A 22,188-nucleotide genomic window follows, 5' to 3' on the forward strand; every position below is an offset into this window, starting at 1 on the left:
CATCGTCTCGACATGGTGTCGTATCCCACGTCGACGGGCCGACGGCGAATGTTCGCGGCACAATGGACGACATGGACAGTGATCTCGAGTCACATGCCTTGACACCAGTGTGGCGTGACCCGCTGTCGGCGGGGTGGCGCGCACACCGCGGCCTGCTGCTCCTGCGTCTGCGCTGGCACGAGCGGCGCGCGGCGGTCCCAGACCGGGCCGACCAGGCCTGATCTAACGCGGATCCATCCCCGCGGCGCGGTAGGCGGCGTCGATGAGGGCCATGTTCGCGACCGCGTCGGTGGTGTCGAGCGGCACCGGCGCGCCGTGCTGGACATGCGCGGCGAACGCCTGCAACTGATAGGTGTAGGACGCCCGTCTGCCGTGGTGTTCGACGGTCGTTCCGGCCCCGCTGCTGATGGTGATCCGGTCATCCTCGTGCGGCTTGATGAAGTTGTGCACGAAGGCTTCTCCGCGGGTCCCGACGATCCGAAGGGTGAACGAGAACTCCTCGGCCACCATCGAGTTGGCGGAGAGCCCGGTCACCCCGGATCCGAACTCGAGTTCCACATCGCACCACGCGTCGACGTCGCGGATGTCGGGTTGCAGATGTCCGGCGGTCGCTGCGACCACCGTTGGCACGCCGAAGCGGCGCATGATGTGCAAGCCGTAACAGCCGAGATCCATCAACGCGCCACCCGCGAGTCCCAGCGACCACCGCGGATCGCCGGATGCCGGTGCCGGCATGCCCATCCTGACCTCCACGTGGGTGAGCTCACCCAGTGAGCCGTCGTCGGCCAGTTCGAGCGCACGGCGTGTCACGGGATGGAACAGGTAGTGAAACCCCTCCATCACCGTCACGCCTGCGGCTTCGGCTGCGGCCGCGACCCGTTGGGCCTCCTCGCGGTTGCGGGCGAACGGCTTCTCGGTCAGCACCGGTTTGCCCGCCGCCACCGCCGCCAGGTTCCACGGTGCGTGCAACGAGTTGGCCAACGGGTTGTACACGACATCGACAGCGGGATCGCTGACCACGTCCTCGTACGACGGCAGCACCCGCTCCACACCGTGCTTGTCGGCGAACGCGTTGGCGCGTAACGGATCACGCGCTGCCACCGCCACCAGGCGGTGGCCCAGTTCCTGTGCCGGGGCGACGATGGCCGACTCGGCGATGCGGGATGCGCCGAGCACTCCGATGCGCAGGCTCATGCCGAGATGCCCGACGTCACCTTCTCCAGGAACGCGACGCTGGCCAGCACATCGGCCAGCGGTCCCGCACCCGCGGCGGCGCCTGCGGGCTCCGCATCGAGGATGTTGTCCTGCTCCATGACGTACCAACCGTCGAAACCGTTGTCCTCCAACGTCTTGACGATTCCCGCTACGTCCACGTCGCCCGCGCCCAACGGCACGTACATGCCTTCGGCGACAGCCTGCGTGTAGGTGAGTTCGCCGGATTGGACCTTGGCGGCCAGTGCGGCGTTGACGTCCTTGAGGTGGGCATGCCTGATCCGCCCGGGCACCTCACGCGTGAGCTCCAGCGGATCGGTTCCGCCGATCAGCAGGTGTCCGGTGTCCAGGCACAGCGGAATGTCCGAGCCCGCCAGCACTCGGTCGACCTCGGCACGGTTCTCCACCATCGTGCCGACGTGCGGATGGAGCACCGCGATCAGGCCGCGCGCCGCGACGACGGCCGCGAGCCGATCGAGATTCGACAGCAGTGTCTCCCATTGTCTCTCGGAGAGCGTCGGGCGGTCGTCGTAGCCGTCGGCGCCGGTGGCGGCAGCCAGCACGACCACACCCGCTCCCGCCGCGACCAGCGACTCCAGGGGCCCGGCCAGGTCGTCGAGCGGGTCGTGATCCTCGTCGAAGAGCACCACGGGAACGAAACCCCCGACGCAGCTCAAGCCGTGACTGCTCAAGGTCGCGACCAGCTCGGCGGTGTCGGAGGGCAGGAACCCCTCCGGCCCCAGTTCGGTGGCGGTCAGCCCGGCCATGCGCATCTCGGCGAGGACCCGGTCGGGGCTCATCTGGTATCCCCACCCGGGCACCTCGCACACACCCCACGAGATGGGCGCACCTGCAACCTTCACTGCTGTGCCTCCTTTCGCACCGACTCGACCGCTACCGGGACCCCCCGGCGCAGGGACTCAGTGGCGGCCTCGGCGATCCATGCGACCTCGACCGCATCCGCAACCGTGGCACCCCGAATCGGACCGCCCTGAACGACTTTGACGAACTCACCGAGTTCGGTGCGGAACGCCTCGGTGAACCGGTCCATGAAGAAATGGTGGGGTACACCGCTCGGGAACCCAGAGGGACCCGAGTTGGCGGGGTCGGCGTTGCTCACCGGAGCGCCCTGATCCCAGCCGGCGACGATCGTGTCGTCGAAGCCGTGCACCTCCAGCCGGCAGTCATAGCCGCGGCCGTTGTAGCGCGCAGCGGACACCACGCCCAGCGCGCCGCCGTCGAAGCGCACCACGATCGCCGCGGTGTCGACGTCGCCGTATTCGGTGAACAACGGGTCGCCCTGCACGCTGCCCGTGGCGTACACCTCCACGGCGTTCTGCCCGGTGACCCATCGCACCGCGTCGAAATCGTGGACCGCGCAGTCGCGGAAGATGCCGCCGGAGCCCTTGATGTAGTCCATCGGCGGGGGAGCGGGGTCCATCGTGGTGCTGCGCACGGTGTGCAGCGCTCCCAGCGAGCCGCTCTCGACGGCCCGCTTGACCGCCGCGAACGCCGCGTCGAACCGGCGCTGATACCCCACCTGGACGGCGACCCCCGAACGGGTGATGATCTCGGCGAGCCGAGCGCTTTCCGCGGCGGTCCCCGCGATCGGCTTCTCGCAGAAGGTGGGCAGGCCACGCTCGACGGCGGCCAGCGTCAACTCGGCGTGCGCCGGCGTGGCCGCCGCGACCACCACACCGTCGACGGCCGAAGCGAGCAGCTTCTCGACCGAATCAACCGGTGTGGCACCGGTTTTCGCTGCCACCTCGCGGACGACATCGGGTCGTTCGTCGGTGATCAGCAGGCCGGACAGGTCAGGCATGTTGGTCAGCGTCTCGGCGTGGAATGCTCCGATGCGACCGAGGCCGATCAGGCCCAACGTGGTCATGGGTTTCTCCGTTCGTTCTGGGCGCGCAGTGCGTCGTGGAGGTCTTCTTCGGTGAGGTCGTCGGCCAGCGCGCCGAGCACGATGTCCACCTGGCTGGGGGGCGCCAGGCTGCCGATCGGTTGATCGCTGTCGAGGTTGGTGGGGAAGGCGTAACCCTCGGCGGTGGCGACCACCACGTTCTCCAGGTCGCGGTGCGGCCGTCCCGCGGCCGCCATCGCTCTCAGCACCGGGTAGACGGCACGCACCATCGCGGTGCGGTCCAGCGCCTCCATCGCCCTGCCGAAGGGCGACGAGATCTGCATCAGGTTCGCGATGCGCCTGATGTCGGCTGAGATGTTCGAGCCCGCACCGTGATACAGCGCGGGATTGAAGAACACCGCGTCGCCCTTGCGCAGCGGCAGTTGTACACGATGAGCAGCGAAGTAGTCGACGAATTCGGGCCGGTTGAACGCGATGTAGCCCCCGGCGAAGCGCTGGGAGTGCGGCAGCAGCATCGTCGGGCCGCTGTCGAGCGGCATGTCGCAGTGCGCGACCGCGCCCTGCAGCGTCAACGCCGGTGAGGTGCGATGCACGTGCGCGGGGTAGGACGCGAGGTGGTCGCCGGGCACGAAGCCGAGGTGGTAGTCGCGGTGGGGGACCTGAGCCCGGCCGCCGGGATTGACGACGTTGACCTGGGAGGTGACCTGGTACCGCGGCCCCAGCCAGGCCTGGCAGATCACGGCGAGCACGTCGTTGGCGTAGTAGTCGGCGAACACCCGGGGATCGTGCAGCGCCAGCTTCTGGGCGGCGTTCCAGATCCGGTCGTTGGCGCCGGGTGTGCCGAAGTGATCACCGGCGTCCAGTCCTCTGGCGCGCTGCGCCTCGATGATCGCGAAGAACGCCTCACTGGCGCGGTCGACGACCCCCGAATCGAAAGCCCCGGTGAACACGACGACTCCGGGGCCGTCCGCGAGGGCGCGGATGAGCTCGGACTGCAATGCTCGCCTGTCGACCGTGACGGCGCGGGCCACGGATTCCGACGAGTAGACGAGCACGTTGCTGCGGACGTCGTCGGCGAGCGGATAGTCGGCGAGGTCGGTGTCGCGTTCGACCTGTGCCCGCAGATCCTCGAGGCGGACGTCCGACTTCGTGATCCACGCCGTCGGCGTCGTATCCGCGGGTGCCCGAACAGGTGCTGCCATGGCAGTTAGTCTTGCTGTGATCGGTTCCGCATTCAACGGCGTAAACCCATCAAAAACACCTCATTAGGATCGGCGCTCGGAGGGAGTCGACGGTGGCGCACCGCTACAAGGTCCGCGAGATCGCCCAGCAAGCGGGTCTGAGCGAGGCGACCGTCGACCGGGTGCTGCACAACCGACCGGGGGTCCGCGAGAACACCGTCGCCGAGGTCCAGCAGGCGATCGCCGACCTCGACAAACAGCGCGCACAGCTTCGCCTCAACGGTCGTCGCTATCTCATCGACGTCGTCATGCAGACCCCGCAGCGCTTCTCGAACGCGTTCCGGGCTGCGGTCGAAGCCGAACTGCCCGCGTTCGCACCGGCGATGGTGCGGGCCCGGTTCCACCTGTGGGAAGCCGGATCGACCGCCCAGATGGTCGAGACCCTCGGCCGGATCCGCGGCAGCCACGGCGTGGTGCTCAAGGCCCAGGACGACCCCGAGGTGGCCGAGGCGATCGACCGCCTCGTCGCCGGGGGAGTTCCGGTGGTGACGTACGCGACCGACGTACCGGTGAGTGCGCGCTGTGGATACGTCGGCATCGACAACCACGGCGCCGGCGTGACCGCCGCGTACCTCGTCAACCAGTGGCTGGGACAGGCTCCGTCCGATGTCCTGATCACCCTCAGTCGGACGGTGTTCCGCGGCGAGGGGGAGCGTGAGGTCGGATTCCGCTCGGCGCTGCGCAGTTCGGGACGGGCGATCGTCGAGGTCAGCGGTAGCGACGGCATCGACGCGACCAATGAGCGCCTGGTGCTCGACGCGCTCGAGCGGCACCCCGGTGTGGAGGCCGTCTACTCCGTCGGCGGCGGCAACACCGCGACCGTCGCAGCGTTCGAGAAGTTGGGACGGGTGTGCAGGGTCTTCGTGGCGCATGACCTCGATGCCGACAACCGTCGGCTGCTGCGGGACGGTCGTATCTCTGCGGTGCTGCACAACGATCTGCGCGCCGACGCGCGGCTGGCGTTGAGGCTGATCCTGCAGGAGCGCGGCGCTTTGCCGGTGGAGCAGGCTCGGCCTGCTCCGATCCAGGTCGTCACGCCGTACAACCTGCCGGCCTGACCGAGAATCGTCGGATCCCACCCACGCCCGATAGCATTTCGCCCCACGGTGTCGAGAACGCGCCGGCGTAGACCAGGAGATCGATCGGTGCAGCGAGAGCTCGTCCACGGGGTGACCGTCCTGGGCAACCTGGCGATCGACGTCATCAACGGGGCGCCCCGCAGTCCCGGTGGCTGTGCGTCCTTCGCAGGCGTGGCCCTGGAGGCCTCCGGCGGCCCCGGTCGGATCGTGGCCATGGGCGCCGAGCAGGATCACGCGCTGTTCGACCCGCTGTGTGAGCGGTTCGGTGACCTCGTGCGGGTTCTCCCCTCGGACCGGACGAGTGCGTTCCGCCTGGACTACGACGACGTCGATCATCGCCACATGGCGGTCGACGCGATCGGCCCCGTATGGGGGCGGGCCGCGGTCGAGGCCGCCGATCCCGACACCACCTGGGTGCACCTTGCTCCGCTGCTTCGCACCGACTTCCCGGCGGAGACGCTGGAGCTGCTGTCCGCCCGCGGCCATCGTGTCGCCTACGACGGCCAGGGCCTGGTTCGAGCACCCCAACTCGGGCCGCTCGTCGAGGACCGACACTTTCCCGCCGACCTCCTGGTGCACCTCGACGTTCTGAAGCTGGCGGAAGACGAGGCCGTCGTCGTGGCCGACGGCCCTTTCGACGCTGCGGTGGCCAAGCGACTCGGGGTGCCCGAGATCGTGGTGACCTACGGCTCGGAGGGGTGTGACATCTATACCGACGGTGATGTCACCCGCGTTCCGGCCGCATGGCGCGTCCTGGACGTGCAGACCACCGGTGCCGGCGACATGTTCACCGCTTGTTACGTGGCCAATCGCGCCGGGGGCGCCGATCCGCGGCGGGCGGCCGAGCTGGCGAGCGAACTCGTCGCCGCGGAACTGGACAAGCGGCATCACGACAAGTCGGCCAAGCTCGGCCGGCCCACCCGCGGGGCACGCTAGCTGGCGGCTACACAGTGCTAGCTGTCGGCTACTGACGGGTAACCCGAGTCTTAGAGAATGCCATTCTCCAAAACGTGATGAAAACCACAAAACAAGGGGTCAGCGCGCGAGTTCACGCGGTTGACCATGGTGTTTCAAGCCTCTTTACTTGTCGGTAACCGGCGCGCCCCGTTCAGGGGAGCCTAAGAGAAGTGCAATAATCGGTACTCCCAGTGACAGAAAAAACGGGTAGACGAAACTCGATGGCGCGTCACGCCCTCGCAGCCTTGCCTGACGAGTGGGAATGCGCAGCCTGACTAGACGTGAAAGGCAGGGGTCGTGGGTCAAGACGGCAGTGTCGATGGTGACGTCGATGGCGACGGCGCCGTGACGGATGCCGCCCCGCGGCAGAAGCTGGAAAAGGTCGTCATCCGGTTCGCGGGCGACTCCGGCGACGGCATGCAGCTCACCGGCGACCGGTTCACCTCGGAAGCCGCGCTCTTCGGCAACGACCTTGCGACGCAACCGAATTACCCGGCCGAGATCCGCGCGCCACAGGGCACGCTGCCCGGTGTCTCGTCGTTCCAGATCCAGATCGCCGACTACGACATCCTCACCGCAGGCGACCGGCCCGACGTGCTCGTGGCGATGAATCCCGCCGCGCTGAAGGCCAACGTGTCCGATCTGCCCCACGGCGGGTTGATCATCGCCAACTCCGACGAGTTCACCAAGCGCAACCTCGCCAAGGTCGGCTACGACGCCAACCCGCTGGAGAGCGAGGAGCTGTCGGACTACGTGGTGCAGGCGGTTCCGATGACCACGCTGACGCTCGGCGCGGTCGAATCGATCGGCGCGACGAAGAAGGACGGCCAGCGCGCCAAGAACATGTTCGCCCTCGGCCTGCTGTCCTGGATGTACGGCCGCGAACTCGAGCACAGCGAGTCGTTCATCCGCGAGAAGTTCGCCCGCAAGCCCGATGTCGCCGAGGCCAACGTGCTCGCGCTCAAGGCGGGCTGGAACTTCGGGGAGACCACCGAAGCGTTCGCCACCACCTACGAGGTGTCCCCGGCCAAGTTGAAGACCGGCGAGTACCGGCAGATCTCCGGCAACACCGCACTGGCCTACGGGCTGGTGGCCGCCGGTGTCCTCGGTGACCTCCAGGTGGTGCTGGGCACCTACCCGATCACCCCGGCCTCCGACATCCTCCACGAGCTGTCCAAGCACAAGAACTTCAACGTGCTGACGTTCCAGGCCGAGGACGAGATCGCCGGCATCGGCGCGGCGATCGGCGCCTCCTACGGAGGCGCGCTTGGCATCACCAGCACCTCGGGGCCCGGCATCTCGCTGAAGTCCGAGGCGATCGGCCTGGCCGTGATGACCGAGTTGCCGCTCATCGTGATCGACGTGCAGCGTGGCGGACCGTCGACGGGTCTGCCCACCAAGACCGAGCAGGCCGACCTGCTGCAGGCGCTGTTCGGGCGCAACGGCGAATCGCCGGTGGCCGTGCTGGCTCCCCGGTCGCCGTCGGACTGCTTCGACGTCGCCGTCGAGGCCGCCCGCATCGCCATCCACTACCACACGCCGGTGATGATCCTGTCCGACGGCGCCATCGCCAACGGCTCCGAGCCGTGGCGGATCCCCGACGTGACCGATACCTCGGCGTACCCGCCGATCAAGCACACGTTCGCCAAATCCGGTGAGCCGTTCGCGCCTTACGCGCGCGATCCCGAGACCCTGGCCCGCCAGTTCGCGATCCCGGGTACGCCCGGGCTCGAGCACCGGATCGGCGGCCTGGAAGCGGCCAACGGCTCGGGCAACATCTCCTACGAGCCCAAGAACCACGACCTGATGGTCCGGTTGCGTCACGAGAAGGTGGCCGGCATCAAGGTTCCCGACCTCGAGGTCGACGATCCGAGCGGTGAGGCCGACCTGCTGCTGCTCGGCTGGGGAAGCAGCTACGGCCCCATCGGCGAAGCCTGCCGACGGGCCCGGCGCAAGGGCGTCAAGGTCGCCCATGCGCAGCTGCGCAACCTCAACCCGTTCCCCGCCAACCTCGGCGAGGTGCTGAAGGCGTACTCGACGGTCGTGCTGCCCGAGATGAACCTCGGCCAGCTGGCCCTGCTGCTGCGCGGGAAGTTCCTCGTCGACGTCCAGTCGGTGACGAAGGTCGAGGGGATGGCGTTCCTGGCCGACGAGGTCGAAGGCATCATCGATGCAGCGCTCGACGGAACACTGGGCGAGAAGGAACTCGAGAAGGCCAAGTTCGCGCGGTTGGCGGCTGCCACCATCGAGGACACAGCGGCAACAGGTGTGGGAGCAAGCGCATGACGACAGCGAGAAGCGAAGCGGATCGCGCAACGAACCAGTTGATCGGCAACGATCTGGGGTTGAGCCCGGCTGGGCTGACCAAGACCAGCCTGGTTCCGACGACCGACGAACCGCAGAAGTCGAAGGACTTCACCAGCGACCAGGAGGTCCGCTGGTGCCCCGGCTGCGGTGACTACGTCATCCTCAACACCATCCGCAACTTCCTGCCCGAGCTGGGCCTGCGCCGCGAGAACATCGCGTTCGTCAGCGGCATCGGCTGCTCGAGCCGGTTCCCGTACTACCTGGAGACCTACGGCTTCCACTCGATTCACGGCCGTGCGCCGACCATCGCGACCGGCCTGGCCCTGGCTCGCGAGGACCTGTCGGTCTGGGTGGTCACGGGTGACGGCGACGCGCTGTCCATCGGCGGTAACCACCTCATCCACGCGCTGCGCCGCAACATCAACATCACGATCCTGCTGTTCAACAACCGGATCTACGGGCTGACCAAGGGCCAGTACTCGCCGACGTCCGAGGTCGGCAAGGTCACCAAGTCCACCCCGATGGGGTCGCTGGACTACCCGTTCAACCCGGTGTCGCTGGCCCTGGGCGCCGAGGCCACGTTCGTCGGCCGTGCCATGGACTCCGACCGCAAGGGTCTGAGCGAGGTGCTGCGGGGCGCCGCCGCGCATCGCGGTGCCGCGCTCGTCGAGATCATGCAGGACTGCCCGATCTTCAACGACGGCTCGTTCGACGCGCTGCGCAAGGAAGGCGCCGAGGAGCGGCTGATCAACCTCAGCCACGGCGAGCCCATCACCTTCGGCGCCGACGGCGAGTACTGCGTGGTCAAGTCGGGATACGGGCTCGAGGTCGCCAAGACCGCCGATGTGTCGGCCGACCAGATCGTGGTCCATGACGCGCAGCTGGAGGATCCGGCGTACGCGTTCGCCCTGTCGCGGCTGTCCGAGCAGAACCTCGACCACATGGTGATGGGCATCTTCCGCCAGGTGAGCAAGCCGACCTACGACGATGCAGCCCGCCAGCAGCTGGTCGCGGCGCGCGAAGCCAAGGCCCACGACGCGGAGGCCCTGCAGTCGCTGCTTCGCGGCAAGGACACGTGGGTCGTTGACTGACTGACCGTCGACTGATTGCGCTAACGTCACCGGTGTGACGTCGCCCCTGCCGTTGGCCGCCGTGGTGCTGGCTGGAGGGGCGTCCCGGCGGATGGGCCGCGACAAGGCCACGCTGGTGATCGACGGTCCCGCAGGCCCAACCACCCTGGTGGAGCGGATCGTGTCGGTCGTGGCTGCGCGTTGTGCGCCCGTGTACGTCATCGCCGCTCCCGGCCAGGCACTTCCCGAGTTGCCTGCCGTCATCCTCCGTGACGAGGTGCGCGGCGTCGGACCGCTGCTCGCCACCGGCCGGGGATTGCGGGCCGCCGCGGAGTTCGGGCTCGAGCACGCGTTCGTCTGCGCCGTGGACATGCCGGAGCTGACCACCGATCTGATCGAGGCGCTGGCCGGACCTGCCGAGCGGTTGGGCGCCGACGTCGTCCTCCCCTGGGACGGCCGCGATCACTACCTGGCAGGCATCTACCGGACAGCGCTGTTCACCACGGTCGCCGGCCTCGTCCACGCCGGCGAGCGCAGCATGCGCGCCCTGGTCGACTCGGTCGACACCCAGCGGATCGTGATGCCCGAACAACCGGCCCTCGCGAACGTCAACACCGTCGCCGACTTGGAGGCCGTGGCCCCGCCACGATTGCTCTAGCAAATTCATTTACGAATGTCATCGAATTCGCACGGTATCGCCTGTAATTGATGGCAGTGAATTTGGTACATGTTTCAGCGTGATAAGCGACGGTTCTGCAGAAATAGCGTTCCGTGATGTGCTCGAAATATATCTGTGAAAACTCCTGGCGCTCAACAATCTTGAGGCTCGCCCTGCGGGAAAATGCGACGGATCGTCCTCTTTTCGGTGTCGACGGGCGGCACCGACGATCCGTGATCGGCCGAACCTCGGCCGGGCATCCCGGGCAAGGCCGGCCGGCGTAACCACATGCCGCTCTCGGGGCGCCACTGGTCCGCCAGGGCGGCGTCCGAAGGCGTTGCGGGACAGGCATTGTGGAGGACAGAGACCCGACATGAGCTGATGGCGCTCACGGCTTCCGGCAAACGGCCGCTGCCCGTCGCGCGCCGAAACATACACTGCACCAGCGGGTTCGGGGCCGGACAGATCAGGGAGACACCGGCGCCCCAGCGAACCCAGTCGGCCCTCCTGGCCGACGGAAATGCCCTTTTCGCTCTGGCTCATGCATTTTCGTGGTGGGTTGACGGCTGCAGAGGGCGAACGAGCGTGTCCCAGCTCACAATATGCCCGTGATTTGGCTCACCTTTGGTTTGGCGGGCTCGCATTTCTGCGGCGGCGACAATCCGAGGGCTGACCTGCACCGACGATGCGACGGGTGGTCGTGATCATTCCGTGATCTGCGCGCGACACGTTCTCGGGCGAGATGACTTTGCGCTGATGGCTTTGTACGGTCCAAACCAGCTTCATACGGAGCAAATAAATCAAAAACCACGAACCTGCGTGTGTGGGGCTGTGCGAGGCGGATCAGCCTCTCGCGGCATCCGGGGTCACAGTCCCGGTGAGGCCTACTGCCTCCCCCGTCGTGCCTGACCGAGACGGCACGACCCCATCAAACCGCCTGATTTCAGGCACTCAGTCCGCGTTGGAGCGGGCAGTGATGGCGCGCGCTTGGCGAAAGGATCGAAGTTGAAGAACATCCGCAAGACGTTTGGTATGGCCACCATCGCTGGAGCGCTCACAGTTGCGCCGATGGCCCTGGCGACCGGCACCGCGAGTGCGGACAGCGTCAACTGGGATGCCGTGGCGGCTTGCGAGTCGGGCGGCAACTGGGCGATCAACACCGGCAACGGCTACTACGGCGGCCTGCAGTTCGCGATGGGCACCTGGCGGTCCAACGGTGGCTCGGGCTCGCCGCACACCGCCAGCCGTGAAGAGCAGATCCGCGTGGCCGAGAACGTGCTGCAGACGCAGGGCATCGGCGCGTGGCCGACCTGCGGCGGACGCGGCTGACAACCAAGTACATACCTGGAGAGGCGGTGCCGGCGGATGCCGGCGCCGCCCTCTTTGTGCTCTGGCCGGCCGATCCCCGCGTTCTCAGGGGTCTCTTACGTCAGATAAGTAACGACTAAAACTTTCGCCACGTGCGTAACAGGTGATGTGGGTCACCCGACAGACGAGATAACCGCAGCGTGAGAGTGCGGGCCTTTGAGTCATAACGGTCGGGGAAGGACCGCAGAGATGAACATTCGCAAAGTTGTCACCAAAGCCCTGATGGCCACCGCGATCTCCGGAGCGCTCGCCGCCGTCCCGATGACGCTCGACGGCGCCACGGCCACCGCACACGCGGACTCGGTCAACTGGGACGCCATCGCGCAGTGCGAGTCGGGCGGCAACTGGAACATCAACACCGGCAACGGCCACTACGGCGGCCTGCAGTTCAAGCAGGCGACCTGGGCGTCCAACGGCGGAGTCGGCAACCCGGCGACCGCATCGCGCTCCGAGCAGATCCGCGTTGCCGAAAACGTGCTGCGGACCCAGGGCCTCAAGGCGTGGCCGACGTGCGGCGCCAAGGGGATGGCCGCGCAGGTGTGGGGCAACGCGCCCGCCACCCCGGCCGTGCCGGCCGCGGTCCCCGCGAAGGCGACCGGGTGCGCGGCGATGCCGACCTCGGTCTTCGGCGGCATCCTCGACCTGCGCAAGATGTGCACCAAGCTGACGACACCGCGTTCGGCGCGCTGACGACCGGTTGACCTCAGCCTGCGACGTCCGCCGCGGTGGGCAGGCGGAACGCCGAGCGCGCCGCGATCGACGCCAGGTGCGCGGTCACCGCTCGTTCCGGGATCAGCGCCGTGGCCCGACTGGCGGCACCGCTGAGGAATGACGGGCGAAGGTTGACGATCCTGCCGATCGTGGCCGATTCCCGCACCAGCGGACGGACACGACGCTTACGGAAGTCGCCGAACCGGGCGAACGCGGTCGCCACGTCCGGGGCCAACTCGAGGAATCGCGCCAGGATCGCCGCGTCCTCGAGGCCCTGGCAGCCACCCTGGCCGAGATGGGGACGCATCGGATGAGCGGCGTCGCCGACGATCACCGCAGGGCCGCGCGACCACCGTTCGGGCTGGGCGCGGTCGAACAGATCGTTGCGCAACAGATCGGCCGGGTCCGTGGACGCGACCAGCCGGGGGATCGGCTCGGCCCATGAGGCGAGCTTGGTCGTGAGGTATGCGTGGTCGCCGCCGGGGGTACTGCTGCCTTCGGGTGCGCGTTCGGTCGCGAACCAATAGGTGTGATCGGGGCCGAGCGGCACGTGCCCGACCTCGGTTCCGGCGCCCATCGTCTCGCCGGCCAGCGCGGGATCCAGCCGGTAGGCGGCGACTCCGCGCCAGGCCGTGTATCCGACGTATCGGCTGCGCAGCGCGCCGTTGAGGGTCCGTGCCACCACGGAGTTGACCCCGTCGGCGCCGATCACCGCATCGCTCTCCCGGATCTGCATGTCCGACGTCGTGAGCTGGACCGAGACATCGGCGATCGTGAGCCCGGTCGCGGTCACACCCGTCTCGACAGTGCCCGGGGCCAACGCGTCGCGCAGGATGTCGGTCAACACCGACCGGCGCACCACCACCAGAGGTTCGCCGAGCGCGTCGACGATCCGCTGGGCCGAGGGGCGGCGCAACCACCTGCCGTCGCGCCAGCGCATCGCTCCGCCGGTCACCCGGCCGCCGGCGCCGCGCACGTCGTCACCCAGCCCGAGTTCGTCCAAGGCGGCCAGCGCGTTGGGCCAGATGCTGATGCCCGCGCCGGTCGTGGTGTCGCTGCGCTGCTCGACGACCGTCACGTCGTGACCGGCACGGTGCAAGGCCACCGCGGTTCCCAACCCGGCGATGCCTGCGCCGATGACCGTGATGCGCGCCGACATGCGCTGACCCTATCCGTCCGCGCACCGCGCAGGCCGGTCGGCGGCGAGCAACGCGTCAAGTAGACGAGACAGTCAGGTCACATCCGCGAAACGCAGGGCTGGTTTCCTGAAGGGCAACCCCGTCAACCACAGGTGTACCCCGGAAGGTTTCATGAGACCCGCCCTCGAGCTGACGAGCGTGCCCGCGTGGGCCACAACTCCGACCAGGCCGCACGCCGACATCTGCGGCCGAAGCTGGACCGTCGTCGCCTTCGGGCCATCGGGGGCCGAGATCGCCGGGCTCTGGTGTTCCCAGATCGCCGCGACGGGTCGCGAAACCGCGGTCCACGTGCATGAGGTCGCGGCCGAAGGCGGCGACGAGAACGCGCGTGCGGCACTGATATCCGACCTCGCCGACGCCAGGGTCGGGTGGCGCCTGATGATGGCGGGCCCGGCGGACTCCTGCCTGCGGCTGCGTGCGCTGGCGATGCAGCTGGGTGTCGCCGACGACGAGATCACGGTGGCGTCCACCGACGTGGGGCTGCGATCGGTCCAGTGTGTGCACTGCCGGACCGTCACCAGCGCGGCCGTCGAACTCGACGACGTCCTGCCGTGCGCCGGTTGCGGCCGCAATCTGCTGGTCTATTACCACGTCTCCCGTCGCCAGGGCGCGCACCTGGGATTCATGGTCGACGCCGAGGAGCAGGAACTGTCGTGAGCACCCTCAAGCTGGTCCTCACCGCCATCGACGACTCGGTCGACGGCATCCGCACGCTGACGCTCACGCATCCCGACGGCGCGCCGTTGCCGTCGTTCACCCCCGGCAGTCACATCGTGGTGGAGTGCGGAGGTCCCGGTCGTCCCGCCAACGCGTATTCGCTCACCGGAGACGGGATCACCCCGAGCGCCTACGTGATCTCGGTGCTGCGATGCGGTGACGGAGGGGCCGACCGGCCCAGTGGATCGCAGTGGATCCACGACGAGCTGGCGACGGGTGACACCGTGGTCACCCGTCCGCCTCGAAGCGCATTCGCGCCGGTGCTGCGCGCCCGCAGACACCTGCTGGTGGCGGCGGGAATCGGTGTCACCCCGATGGTTTCGCACCTGCGCAGCGCCCGGCTCTGGGGGCGGGACGCGCGGCTGCTCTACATCCACCGGGAAGGCCGCGGCGCCTACGTCGACACGGTCCGGACCCTCACCGATCACGCCTCGATCCACACGCGCCGTGACGAATTCGTCGCCGAGCTCGCCACGAGCCTCGCCGAGCAACCGTTCGGCACGCACCTCTACATCTGTGGCCCGGCCTCGTTCATCGACTTCGTCACCGCAGCGGCCGCCGACTTGGGCTGGCCGCCCAGCCGTATTCATCTGGAGCACTTCGGAGCTGACGCGCTCGACCCGGGAGAGCCGTTCGCCGTTCAGATCGTCTCCACCGGAGAGGAGTTCACCGTGGACTCGGGGGTTTCGCTCCTGGAAGCACTCGAGAGCCACGGCTACGACGTCCCCAACCTCTGCCGGCGCGGCGTGTGCGGAGAATGCCGCATCCCAGTGACACGCGGCGTTATCACCCACCGGGACCTGTATCTCAGCGAGGCCGAGAAGCAGGCGGGCGACTCGCTGATGCCCTGTGTGTCCCGTGGATTCGGCGAGACCCTGGAGTTGACACTGTGAATGAGCGAATGAATCGGAGACCCGCGTGAGCGCTGAACAACTGCTGTCCGCACCCGACCTGATCGAGACGTTCCCCTTCCCGTTCGCCGCCGACACCTACCGTTACAGCACCAACGTGGAACCGGCAGGCGCGACCGTGCACACTCCCACAGGACGGTGGGGAGAGCGTGTCGTCGACATCGACAGTGAATACGAGCACGAACTCACCGAGCGCGCAGCGGTTCTCGCCCTCGACCCGACACGCTATGCGGTGCTGCCCCACATGCGGCCTGCGTGCTGGGACACGATGCTGACTCTGATGCGGGAGATGGCGTCGGCCTACCCCGAGACCATGTCGCTGCAGCGCGACGGTGCCGGGTGGCGTTGGCGCAATGCCCGACTCGGCATCACCCAGGACTTCGTGATCGGGGACGAGGCGACGCTGCCCGACGAGCCACTGGCGTACATCGCCGGCCAGGTGCAGGAGGACATCGTCCTGCTCGACCAGCGCGACGGGGACCTTTTCGGCGATGCGGGCGTGGTCACCTTCGCCGCGGACTGGTCGTTCGGCTTCGACGTCGGGATGACGTTCCTGGAGATCCACGGCCCGGTTCCCCGGCTCCGCGAAACGGGTGTCATCACGCGCGCCAGGGAGTTCCTGATGCGGCTGCAGCCCGGCGAGACCTACCGGCGCACCAACTGGACCATGACCATCGGTCGCCGGCTTGATGTCTCGACGGAGCGCTATCACGAGTGGGGCCCCGACCGGACCCTGATCCAGACCGTCAGCGACGAGGAATTCGGGCGTCAGGTCCATCTGCGGGTCGAGGTGCAGCACCTGATCCGGCTGCCCGAGTCCGGGGCCATCTGCTTCCTGATCCGCACCTACATGCTGCCGCTGGCCGACGTCGCGGCCATCGATCCCTGGCGACAGCGGGCAGCGACGGTGATGGCCGAACTGCCCGACGACATGGCCGACTACAAAGGCATCATCGCCTACCGTGACCGCGCGGTGCGCTGGCTGCAGAACGCCGGCTGAGCAGACACAAAATCGCACGGATCCAGCTGGATCCGTGCGATTTTGCGTCTGCTCGCGGGGGAAGTGGGTCAGTAGACGGGCGGCTCGCCCTCGGCGGCCGGTCCCTTCTCCACCGGCGCGTGCTCGATGATCGCCTTGTAGGCGTGGTTCTCGTGCTGGATCATCCGGACGAAGAATCCGACGAACAGCACCACCGCGAGGATGAAGAACAGCCATGTGCCAAAGCTGTTGCCGCCGAACGTGAACACCACCCCGGGTTCGTCATAGCTGGTGATGGGACTGAACATCTAGTTGACCTCCTCGGTGACGACCAGGACGGAGCCGTTGACCTTCATCGCGGTCACCGGGATGCCCTCGGGATAGGGGGTGGCGGGAACCTCGGAGAGGTCCAGGCCCTGCTGCTCGACCTCCGGCGGGATGCGCAGCAGGCCCGCCTTCTTCAGCCCCAGCGACAGCAGGTAGGTGGGAATGAAGCCGAGAGCGGCGAAGACTGCTGCACCGATCAGCTGACCCCAGAACGAGATCGACGGGTTGCCGTCGGTGTTGGGATATCCGGCGAGGAAGATCCCGGCCACGATCAACGAGTACAAGCCCATTCCGCCGTGCACGGCGACCGCGCCCACCACGTCGTCGATCTTCATCTTGTCGAGCAGCTTGCCGATGAACGGGATCAGACCGCCGCCGACGAGCGCGATGACGAACGTCAGGCCGGGATGGTACAGATCCAATCCCGCCGCGACCGCGATCACGCCGGCCAGCCCGCCCGAGATCGTCCAGAAGGGCTCACCGCGGGAGGTCAGGTAGGCGCCGATGATGCCGCCGGCCAGGCCCATCAACGTGTTGAAGGCGAAGGCGCTCAACGTCGTCGGGCTTCCGTAGATGGTGGCGTAGCCGGTGGGGCCGTAGATGACGCACCCCATCAGGAAGCCGAAGAACCCGGTGAAGATCAGGAACAACCCGAGCATCGTCAGCGGCAGGTTGTGCGGGCGGATCGTCACAGGCGTGCCATCCGGAAGGAACCGGCCCATCCGCGGCCCGAGGTTGATCAGGATGCCCAGTGCGGCGAACCCGGCGATCATGTGCACACAGCCGGCCGCACCGACGTCGTGGAAACCGAGTTCGGTCAGCATCCAGCCGGCGCCGTGCCACCCCCATGAGGCGCCGATGATCCACACAACCGAACCCACGAACACTGTCAGGACCAGGAAGCCACTGGTCCGGATACGTTCCAGCACCGCACCGGACATGATCGAACCCGTGGTGGCGGCGAACAGCGCGAACGCGCCCCAGAAGATGCCGCTCGCCTGATCAGCGGTGTTCGGCCCCATGTTGTCGCTCCACGGCAGGGCCGCCTTGGCCGCGTCGCTGAACTCGATGAAGCCGCCGGGCATCGCGTTGTACAGGAACCAGCCGACGAAGAAGAACGACGCGACGATGGTGGCGAATGCCAGCAGGTTCTTCATCGCGGTGGCCAGGACGTTCTTCGATCGCGAGGCGCCGATCTCGTACGCGAGGAAGCCCGCGTGGATGAGCATCATCAACGCGATCGACATCCAGTAGAAGAACTCGTTGTTGACTGCGGTCATGGACGCAATCGCGTCCTCGACTTCGGGTGTCAAGGGGACCTCCGCCGTTGGGTTAGGGGTGCTGGCTAGGGGGTGACTCTCTCGGGACTGCGTTTATCCGCAGTGTTCTCGAGGTACTGACGGTGTACGAGGCTTGACGCTAACTGTGGGAATGTGTCCCGCCGGTCAAGGCGCGTTAATTCCGCGTGAAGTCATGCGGTGCCGTGTGTTACGAAGTGCCAATGGCCATAGGTCCTGCAACAGATCCCGCAACGCCCTCGACGCCCTTTCACGATCTCGATGACTTCCTCGCGCTGCCGCGGGTGTCCGGGCTTGCGGTGTCGCCCGACGGCTCACGGGTCGTCACGACCGTCGCCCGACTCGACGACAAGCGCACCGAGTTCCTCGGCGCGCTGTGGGAGATCGATCCGGCAGGGGTGCGGCCGGGCCGTCGAATCACCCACGGTGCCAAAGGGGAGTCGGCACCGGAGTTCACGGCCGACGGCGACCTGCTGTTCCTCGCCGCCCGGCCCACCGACGACGACGACAAGCCGCCCAAGTCGCTATGGCGGCTGCCCGCGGCCGGTGGCGAGGCGGTCGAGGTCGTCGCACTTCCCGGCGGTGTCGGCGGCGTGGTCGCGGCGTCCGAGGCCGCGACCATCGTCGTCGCGTCGTCGATGTTGCCGTCGGCCGGCGACGTCGACGACGACAAGCGCCTGCGGACCGCGCGCAAAGACAACAAGGTGTCGGCCGTGCTGCACCAGAAATATCCCGTTCGGCACTGGGACCATGACCTCGGCCCCGAACGCGCGCACCTGTTCAGTGCCGCTTCGTTCGGCGCCGTGCCTGCCGATGGGCACGCCGACCTGACGCCCGACCCGGGGGACGCGCTCCGCGATGCCGCCTTCGACCTCAGCCGCGACGGCACCTTCGTGGTGACGACGTGGAACCGGCCCGATCCCGGGGCGGCACTGCGCAGCACACTGGTCCGGATCGACGTGGCGACCGCGCAACGGTCCGTCATCGTCGACGACCCCGAAGCTGACCTCGGGCTCCCGGCGATCTCACCCGACGGGCAGTCGGTTGCCTTCACCCGCGAGACCCTCTCCGCTCCTGACCGGGCGCCCCGAATAACGCTGTGGCTCCTGCGGTTCGGCGGTCAGCCGGTGGAGCTGACCGCCGAATGGGACCGCTGGCCGACGTCGGTGACGTGGTCGGCGGATGGTGCGTCGCTGATCGTGACGGCAGACGACCGCGGGCGGGGTCCGATCTTCGCCGTCGATCCGGCCACCGGTGCCGTGCGCACCGTCGTCGCTGACGACTTCACCTACTCCGACGTCTGCGCCGCCCGCGGCGGTGAAGTCTGCGCCGCCCGCGGCGGTGATGTCTGCGCCGCCCGCGGCGGTGTGCTGTTCGCCCTCCGCAGTTCCTATGCGACGCCGCAGCATCCCGTACGGATCGATGCCGACGGATCGGTGACCGTGCTGCCGTGCGTGCCGTTGCCGGAACTGCCCGGCACATTGACCGAGGTGAGCGCGACCGCCGAGGACGGGCATGCCATCCGCTCGTGGCTGGTGCTCCCGGACGGTCGCGATGACGATGCGCCCGCTCCACTTCTTCTGTGGATCCACGGCGGCCCGCTGGCGAGTTGGAACGCCTGGCACTGGCGGTGGAACCCGTGGCTCATGGCCGCCCAGGGATACGCGGTGCTGCTCCCTGACCCGGCCCTGTCGACCGGTTACGGTCAGGACTTCATCCAACGAGGTTGGGGCGTCTGGGGATTCGCGCCGTACACCGATCTGCTCGCCGCGACCGACGCCGCCTGCGCACACCCTCGTGTCGACGCGACCCGCACCGCGACGATGGGGGGTTCGTTCGGTGGGTACATGGCCAACTGGATCGCCGGGCACACCGATCGCTTCGCCGCGATCGTCACCCACGCCGGCCTGTGGGCACTCGACCAGTTCGGTGCGACGACCGATGGCGCGTACTGGTGGGCCAGGGAGATGACACCGGAGATGGCTGCCGCGAACTCGCCGCACCGCTTCGTCTCGGACATCTCCACGCCGATGCTCGTCATCCACGGAGACAAGGACTATCGGGTGCCGATCGGCGAGGCGCTGCGGCTGTGGTACGAGCTGCTGAGCCGGTCGGCGATGCCCGCCGCCGACGACGGATCGACCGTGCACCGCTTCCTGTACTTTCCGTCGGAGAACCACTGGGTGCTCCATCCGCAACACGCCAAGATCTGGTACCAGGTGGTGACGGCCTTCCTGGCCAAGCATGTGCTCGGCCAAGACGTCGGGCTGCCGGAAACCCTCGGGTAGCGTCGGGTGGCATGGGCCATCCGGGAAATGAAGCCGATCGCGAGTTCGACATCGTCGTCTATGGTGCGACCGGATTCGTCGGCAAGCTGACCGCCGCGTATCTCGCCGCGGCCGGCGGCGGCGCCCGCATCGCGCTCGCGGGTCGGTCCACCGATCGGCTCCTTTCGGTGCGTGACTCGCTGGGGGAGGCGGCGCAGTCGTGGCCGTTGATCGCCGCCGACGCGTCGCAACCGTCGACTCTCAACGCGCTGGCGGCCCGCACCCGAGTGGTGATCACCACGGTGGGGCCCTACCTTCGATACGGGCTTCCGCTGGTGGCCGCCTGCGCGGCTGCGGGCACCGACTACGCCGACCTGACCGGTGAACCCCTGTTCATCCGCAGGGCCATCGACCTCTACCACAAGCAGGCCGCCGACACCGGGGCGCGCATCGTGCATGCGTGCGGGTTCGACTCCATCCCCTCGGATCTCACGGTGTTCGCGCTGTACCGGCAGGCGGAGCGGGACGGCACCGGTCAGCTCGGCGACACCAACTACGTGGTGCGCCGGTTCGCGGGCGGCATGTCGGGAGGCACGGTCGCGTCGATGACCGAGCTCGCCCGGGAAGCGTCCGTCGACCCTGAGGCGCGGCGGTTGCTCAACGACCCGTACACGCTGACACCGGACCGTTCGGCCGAACCGGAGCTCGGCGCCCAACCCGACGCCAGGTGGCGCCGCGGCCGTGACGTCGCCCCCGAACTCGACGGCTACTGGGTCGGCGCGTTCGCGATGGCGATCCCCAACAGCCGCATCGTCCGGCGCAGCAACGCGCTGCTCGGTTACGCCTACGGCAGACGCTTCGAATACGCGGAGCAGATGAGCCTCGGCCGCTCGATCGTCGCACCGGTGGCCGCGGCGATGGCGACGGCGGGCAACGTCGCGACGATCCAGCTCAGCAGCCGTTTCCTGGACCGGGTGCCCAGCGCCCTGCTGGAGCGTGTCCTGCCCAAGCCCGGCACCGGTCCCAGCGAACGGACCCGCGAACAGGGGCACTACACCGTCGAGACCTACACCACGACGTCGACGGGTGCCCGCTATGTCGCCAGGATGTCCCAGCAGGGCGATCCGGGATACAAGGCGACATCGGTGATGCTCGGAGAGAGCGGCCTGGCGCTGGCGATGGATCGCGACAAGCTCTCCGACCTGCGCGGAGTGCTGACCCCGGCGGCGGCGATGGGTGACGCGCTGCTGGCCCGGTTCCCCGCTGCAGGGGTGTCGCTGGAGGTAACGCGGCTGAACTGAGCGGCGGCGGGCCGCCCGTGACGCGAACACCTGCCGGGCGCCCGTGTCACGGTCTAGGGTCGGGCCATCCGCACTGTTTCCAGCGATGAAGGTGGATGCGATGGCCGGCCTCGACGAGCTCTTCGATCAGATTCCCACTCAGCAGATCGCCGCCAGGTTGGGCGCCGACGAGGGTGAGGTGAACAGCGCGATCCACACGCTGGTTCCGGTGCTCGTCGGTGGTCTGCAGCAGAACGCCCAGGACCCCGGCACCGCGACCAACATCGCGTCGGCCGCCAACAGTCACGCCGCCAGCGGCCTTCTCGACGGCGGGGTCAGTGTCGACCGGGTCGATGAGGCAGACGGCTCCAGAGCGATCTCGAAGATCTTCGGCGGCAACGACACCGGCCAGGTGGCATCGGCGCTCGCCGGCGGCGGCGCGGGCAACAGCGAGCTGATCAAAAAGCTGCTGCCGATCCTGGCGCCGATCGTGCTCGCCTATATCGGGAAGAAGCTGTCCACGGGCCAGGCGCCGGCCGAACCGCAGGCACAGTCCGGCGGTGGCCTCGGTGACATCCTCGGCAGCATCCTCGGCGGCGGCACCGCCGGTGGCGGCGGCGACAACCCGCTGGGCAGCATCCTGGGCAGCGTTCTCGGCGGCGACAAGGGCGGTGGCCTCGGCGACATCCTCGGTGGCCTTCTCGGCGGGAGGAAGTAGGCGAGGTTGTCGGGTGGCGGTG

Annotated in this window: 21 protein-coding genes; 14 read left to right on the forward strand and 7 right to left on the reverse strand. The window is 67.9% G+C overall.

The features are described from left to right. Positions 1–71 precede the first annotated feature (71 nt). Complete coding sequence (locus H7I57_RS25465; protein WP_264026959.1) at positions 72–221, forward strand: hypothetical protein; 150 nt, start codon at positions 72–74, stop codon at positions 219–221. 1 nt (position 222) lies between these two features. Here H7I57_RS25465 and H7I57_RS25470 read toward each other — a convergent pair whose 3' ends face one another. From H7I57_RS25470 to H7I57_RS25485, 4 genes are read right to left on the reverse strand one after another with little or no spacing between them, the layout of a single operon-like run. Beyond that, positions 223–1,194, reverse strand: coding sequence for a Gfo/Idh/MocA family protein (locus H7I57_RS25470; protein WP_264026961.1), 972 nt, complete (start codon positions 1,192–1,194; stop codon positions 223–225). Beyond that, on the reverse strand, positions 1,191–2,075 hold the full coding sequence (locus H7I57_RS25475; RefSeq protein WP_264026965.1) for a sugar phosphate isomerase/epimerase family protein: 885 nt from the start codon (positions 2,073–2,075) through the stop codon (positions 1,191–1,193). The genes H7I57_RS25470 and H7I57_RS25475 overlap by 4 nt, the downstream gene beginning before the upstream one ends. After that, complete coding sequence (locus H7I57_RS25480) at positions 2,072–3,100, reverse strand: Gfo/Idh/MocA family protein (protein ID WP_264026967.1); 1,029 nt, start codon at positions 3,098–3,100, stop codon at positions 2,072–2,074. The genes H7I57_RS25475 and H7I57_RS25480 overlap by 4 nt, the downstream gene beginning before the upstream one ends. Next, positions 3,097–4,281, reverse strand: coding sequence for a phytanoyl-CoA dioxygenase family protein (locus H7I57_RS25485; RefSeq protein WP_264026968.1), 1,185 nt, complete (start codon positions 4,279–4,281; stop codon positions 3,097–3,099). The genes H7I57_RS25480 and H7I57_RS25485 overlap by 4 nt, the downstream gene beginning before the upstream one ends. 92 nt (positions 4,282–4,373) lie before the next feature. On the opposite strand from H7I57_RS25485, the gene H7I57_RS25490 reads away from it, so the two are divergent. From H7I57_RS25490 to H7I57_RS25520, 7 genes are all read left to right on the forward strand, one after another. Next, positions 4,374–5,378 carry a LacI family DNA-binding transcriptional regulator gene (locus H7I57_RS25490; protein WP_264026969.1) on the forward strand — a complete coding sequence of 335 codons (1,005 nt, stop codon included), beginning with the start codon at positions 4,374–4,376 and terminating at the stop codon, positions 5,376–5,378. Positions 5,379–5,465: 87 nt separating this feature from the next. Continuing rightward, the gene (locus H7I57_RS25495; protein WP_372510399.1) at positions 5,466–6,335 is read left to right on the forward strand and encodes a PfkB family carbohydrate kinase; all 870 of its coding nucleotides are present in this window, start codon (positions 5,466–5,468) and stop codon (positions 6,333–6,335) included. 318 nt (positions 6,336–6,653) lie between these two features. Further along, positions 6,654–8,642, forward strand: a complete 1,989-nt coding sequence (locus H7I57_RS25500) for a 2-oxoacid:acceptor oxidoreductase subunit alpha (RefSeq protein ID WP_372510400.1) — start codon at positions 6,654–6,656, stop codon at positions 8,640–8,642. Continuing rightward, positions 8,639–9,754 carry a 2-oxoacid:ferredoxin oxidoreductase subunit beta gene (locus H7I57_RS25505; RefSeq protein ID WP_264026971.1) on the forward strand — a complete coding sequence of 372 codons (1,116 nt, stop codon included), beginning with the start codon at positions 8,639–8,641 and terminating at the stop codon, positions 9,752–9,754. Before H7I57_RS25500 ends, H7I57_RS25505 begins: the two co-directional genes overlap by 4 nt. A gap of 34 nt (positions 9,755–9,788) precedes the next feature. Further along, entirely contained in the window at positions 9,789–10,391 is a 603-nt protein-coding gene (mobA, locus tag H7I57_RS25510; RefSeq protein ID WP_264026973.1) for a molybdenum cofactor guanylyltransferase, read from the forward strand. Positions 10,392–11,396: 1,005 nt separating this feature from the next. Continuing rightward, positions 11,397–11,720 carry a transglycosylase family protein gene (locus H7I57_RS25515; protein ID WP_275081700.1) on the forward strand — a complete coding sequence of 108 codons (324 nt, stop codon included), beginning with the start codon at positions 11,397–11,399 and terminating at the stop codon, positions 11,718–11,720. 228 nt (positions 11,721–11,948) lie between these two features. Then, positions 11,949–12,449 (forward strand): transglycosylase family protein, encoded by a 501-nt coding sequence (locus H7I57_RS25520; RefSeq protein ID WP_275081701.1) that lies wholly within the window; start codon positions 11,949–11,951, stop codon positions 12,447–12,449. Between the two features lie 13 nt (positions 12,450–12,462). Here H7I57_RS25520 and H7I57_RS25525 read toward each other — a convergent pair whose 3' ends face one another. After that, positions 12,463–13,629, reverse strand: a complete 1,167-nt coding sequence (locus tag H7I57_RS25525; RefSeq protein WP_264026974.1) for an FAD-dependent oxidoreductase — start codon at positions 13,627–13,629, stop codon at positions 12,463–12,465. A 151-nt stretch (positions 13,630–13,780) separates the two neighbouring features. Here H7I57_RS25525 and H7I57_RS25530 point away from each other — a divergent pair, with 151 nt between their 5' ends. From H7I57_RS25530 to H7I57_RS25540, 3 genes are read left to right on the forward strand one after another with little or no spacing between them, the layout of a single operon-like run. Next, entirely contained in the window at positions 13,781–14,326 is a 546-nt protein-coding gene (locus H7I57_RS25530; RefSeq protein ID WP_264026976.1) for a dimethylamine monooxygenase subunit DmmA family protein, read from the forward strand. Continuing rightward, entirely contained in the window at positions 14,323–15,279 is a 957-nt protein-coding gene (locus H7I57_RS25535) for a PDR/VanB family oxidoreductase (RefSeq protein WP_264026978.1), read from the forward strand. The genes H7I57_RS25530 and H7I57_RS25535 overlap by 4 nt, the downstream gene beginning before the upstream one ends. A gap of 40 nt (positions 15,280–15,319) precedes the next feature. After that, positions 15,320–16,297, forward strand: coding sequence for a heme-dependent oxidative N-demethylase family protein (locus H7I57_RS25540; protein WP_264027163.1), 978 nt, complete (start codon positions 15,320–15,322; stop codon positions 16,295–16,297). Between the two features lie 68 nt (positions 16,298–16,365). On the opposite strand, the gene H7I57_RS25545 is transcribed toward H7I57_RS25540, so the two are convergent. Both H7I57_RS25545 and H7I57_RS25550 read right to left on the reverse strand, forming a co-directional pair. Then, positions 16,366–16,584, reverse strand: coding sequence for a hypothetical protein (locus tag H7I57_RS25545; protein ID WP_264026980.1), 219 nt, complete (start codon positions 16,582–16,584; stop codon positions 16,366–16,368). Beyond that, a complete protein-coding gene (locus tag H7I57_RS25550) occupies positions 16,585–17,916 on the reverse strand; it encodes an ammonium transporter (protein ID WP_264026981.1) in 1,332 nt (443 codons plus the stop codon). It lies immediately after the preceding gene. Between the two features lie 188 nt (positions 17,917–18,104). Here H7I57_RS25550 and H7I57_RS25555 point away from each other — a divergent pair, with 188 nt between their 5' ends. The 3 genes from H7I57_RS25555 to H7I57_RS25565 all read left to right on the forward strand — a co-directional run bounded on the left by H7I57_RS25555 (position 18,105) and on the right by H7I57_RS25565 (position 22,166). Continuing rightward, complete coding sequence (locus H7I57_RS25555) at positions 18,105–20,189, forward strand: S9 family peptidase (RefSeq protein WP_264026982.1); 2,085 nt, start codon at positions 18,105–18,107, stop codon at positions 20,187–20,189. Between the two features lie 11 nt (positions 20,190–20,200). Continuing rightward, positions 20,201–21,469: a saccharopine dehydrogenase family protein gene (locus H7I57_RS25560; RefSeq protein ID WP_264026983.1), complete on the forward strand. Its 1,269-nt coding sequence runs from the start codon at positions 20,201–20,203 to the stop codon at positions 21,467–21,469. 100 nt (positions 21,470–21,569) lie between these two features. Further along, complete coding sequence (locus H7I57_RS25565; RefSeq protein WP_264027164.1) at positions 21,570–22,166, forward strand: DUF937 domain-containing protein; 597 nt, start codon at positions 21,570–21,572, stop codon at positions 22,164–22,166. Positions 22,167–22,188: the final 22 nt, after the last annotated feature.

It is taken from the genome of Mycolicibacterium pyrenivorans, assembly GCF_025821625.1.
GTDB lineage: Bacteria > Actinomycetota > Actinomycetes > Mycobacteriales > Mycobacteriaceae > Mycobacterium > Mycobacterium pyrenivorans.

Bases quoted from the DNA above. Each gene is read 5' to 3' on its own strand.
- H7I57_RS25480 (WP_264026967.1), bottom strand. From the start codon at position 3,100: ATGACCACGTTGGGCCTGATCGGCCTCGGTCGCATCGGAGCATTCCAC.
- H7I57_RS25525 (WP_264026974.1), bottom strand. From the start codon at position 13,629: ATGTCGGCGCGCATCACGGTCATCGGCGCAGGCATCGCCGGGTTGGGA.
- H7I57_RS25530 (WP_264026976.1), top strand. From the start codon at position 13,781: ATGAGACCCGCCCTCGAGCTGACGAGCGTGCCCGCGTGGGCCACAACT.
- H7I57_RS25485 (WP_264026968.1), bottom strand. From the start codon at position 4,281: ATGGCAGCACCTGTTCGGGCACCCGCGGATACGACGCCGACGGCGTGG.
- H7I57_RS25545 (WP_264026980.1), bottom strand. From the start codon at position 16,584: ATGTTCAGTCCCATCACCAGCTATGACGAACCCGGGGTGGTGTTCACG.
- H7I57_RS25520 (WP_275081701.1), top strand. From the start codon at position 11,949: ATGAACATTCGCAAAGTTGTCACCAAAGCCCTGATGGCCACCGCGATC.
- H7I57_RS25565 (WP_264027164.1), top strand. From the start codon at position 21,570: ATGGCCGGCCTCGACGAGCTCTTCGATCAGATTCCCACTCAGCAGATC.
- H7I57_RS25470 (WP_264026961.1), bottom strand. From the start codon at position 1,194: ATGAGCCTGCGCATCGGAGTGCTCGGCGCATCCCGCATCGCCGAGTCG.
- H7I57_RS25555 (WP_264026982.1), top strand. From the start codon at position 18,105: ATGGCCATAGGTCCTGCAACAGATCCCGCAACGCCCTCGACGCCCTTT.
- H7I57_RS25505 (WP_264026971.1), top strand. From the start codon at position 8,639: ATGACGACAGCGAGAAGCGAAGCGGATCGCGCAACGAACCAGTTGATC.
- H7I57_RS25560 (WP_264026983.1), top strand. From the start codon at position 20,201: ATGGGCCATCCGGGAAATGAAGCCGATCGCGAGTTCGACATCGTCGTC.
- H7I57_RS25465 (WP_264026959.1), top strand. From the start codon at position 72: ATGGACAGTGATCTCGAGTCACATGCCTTGACACCAGTGTGGCGTGAC.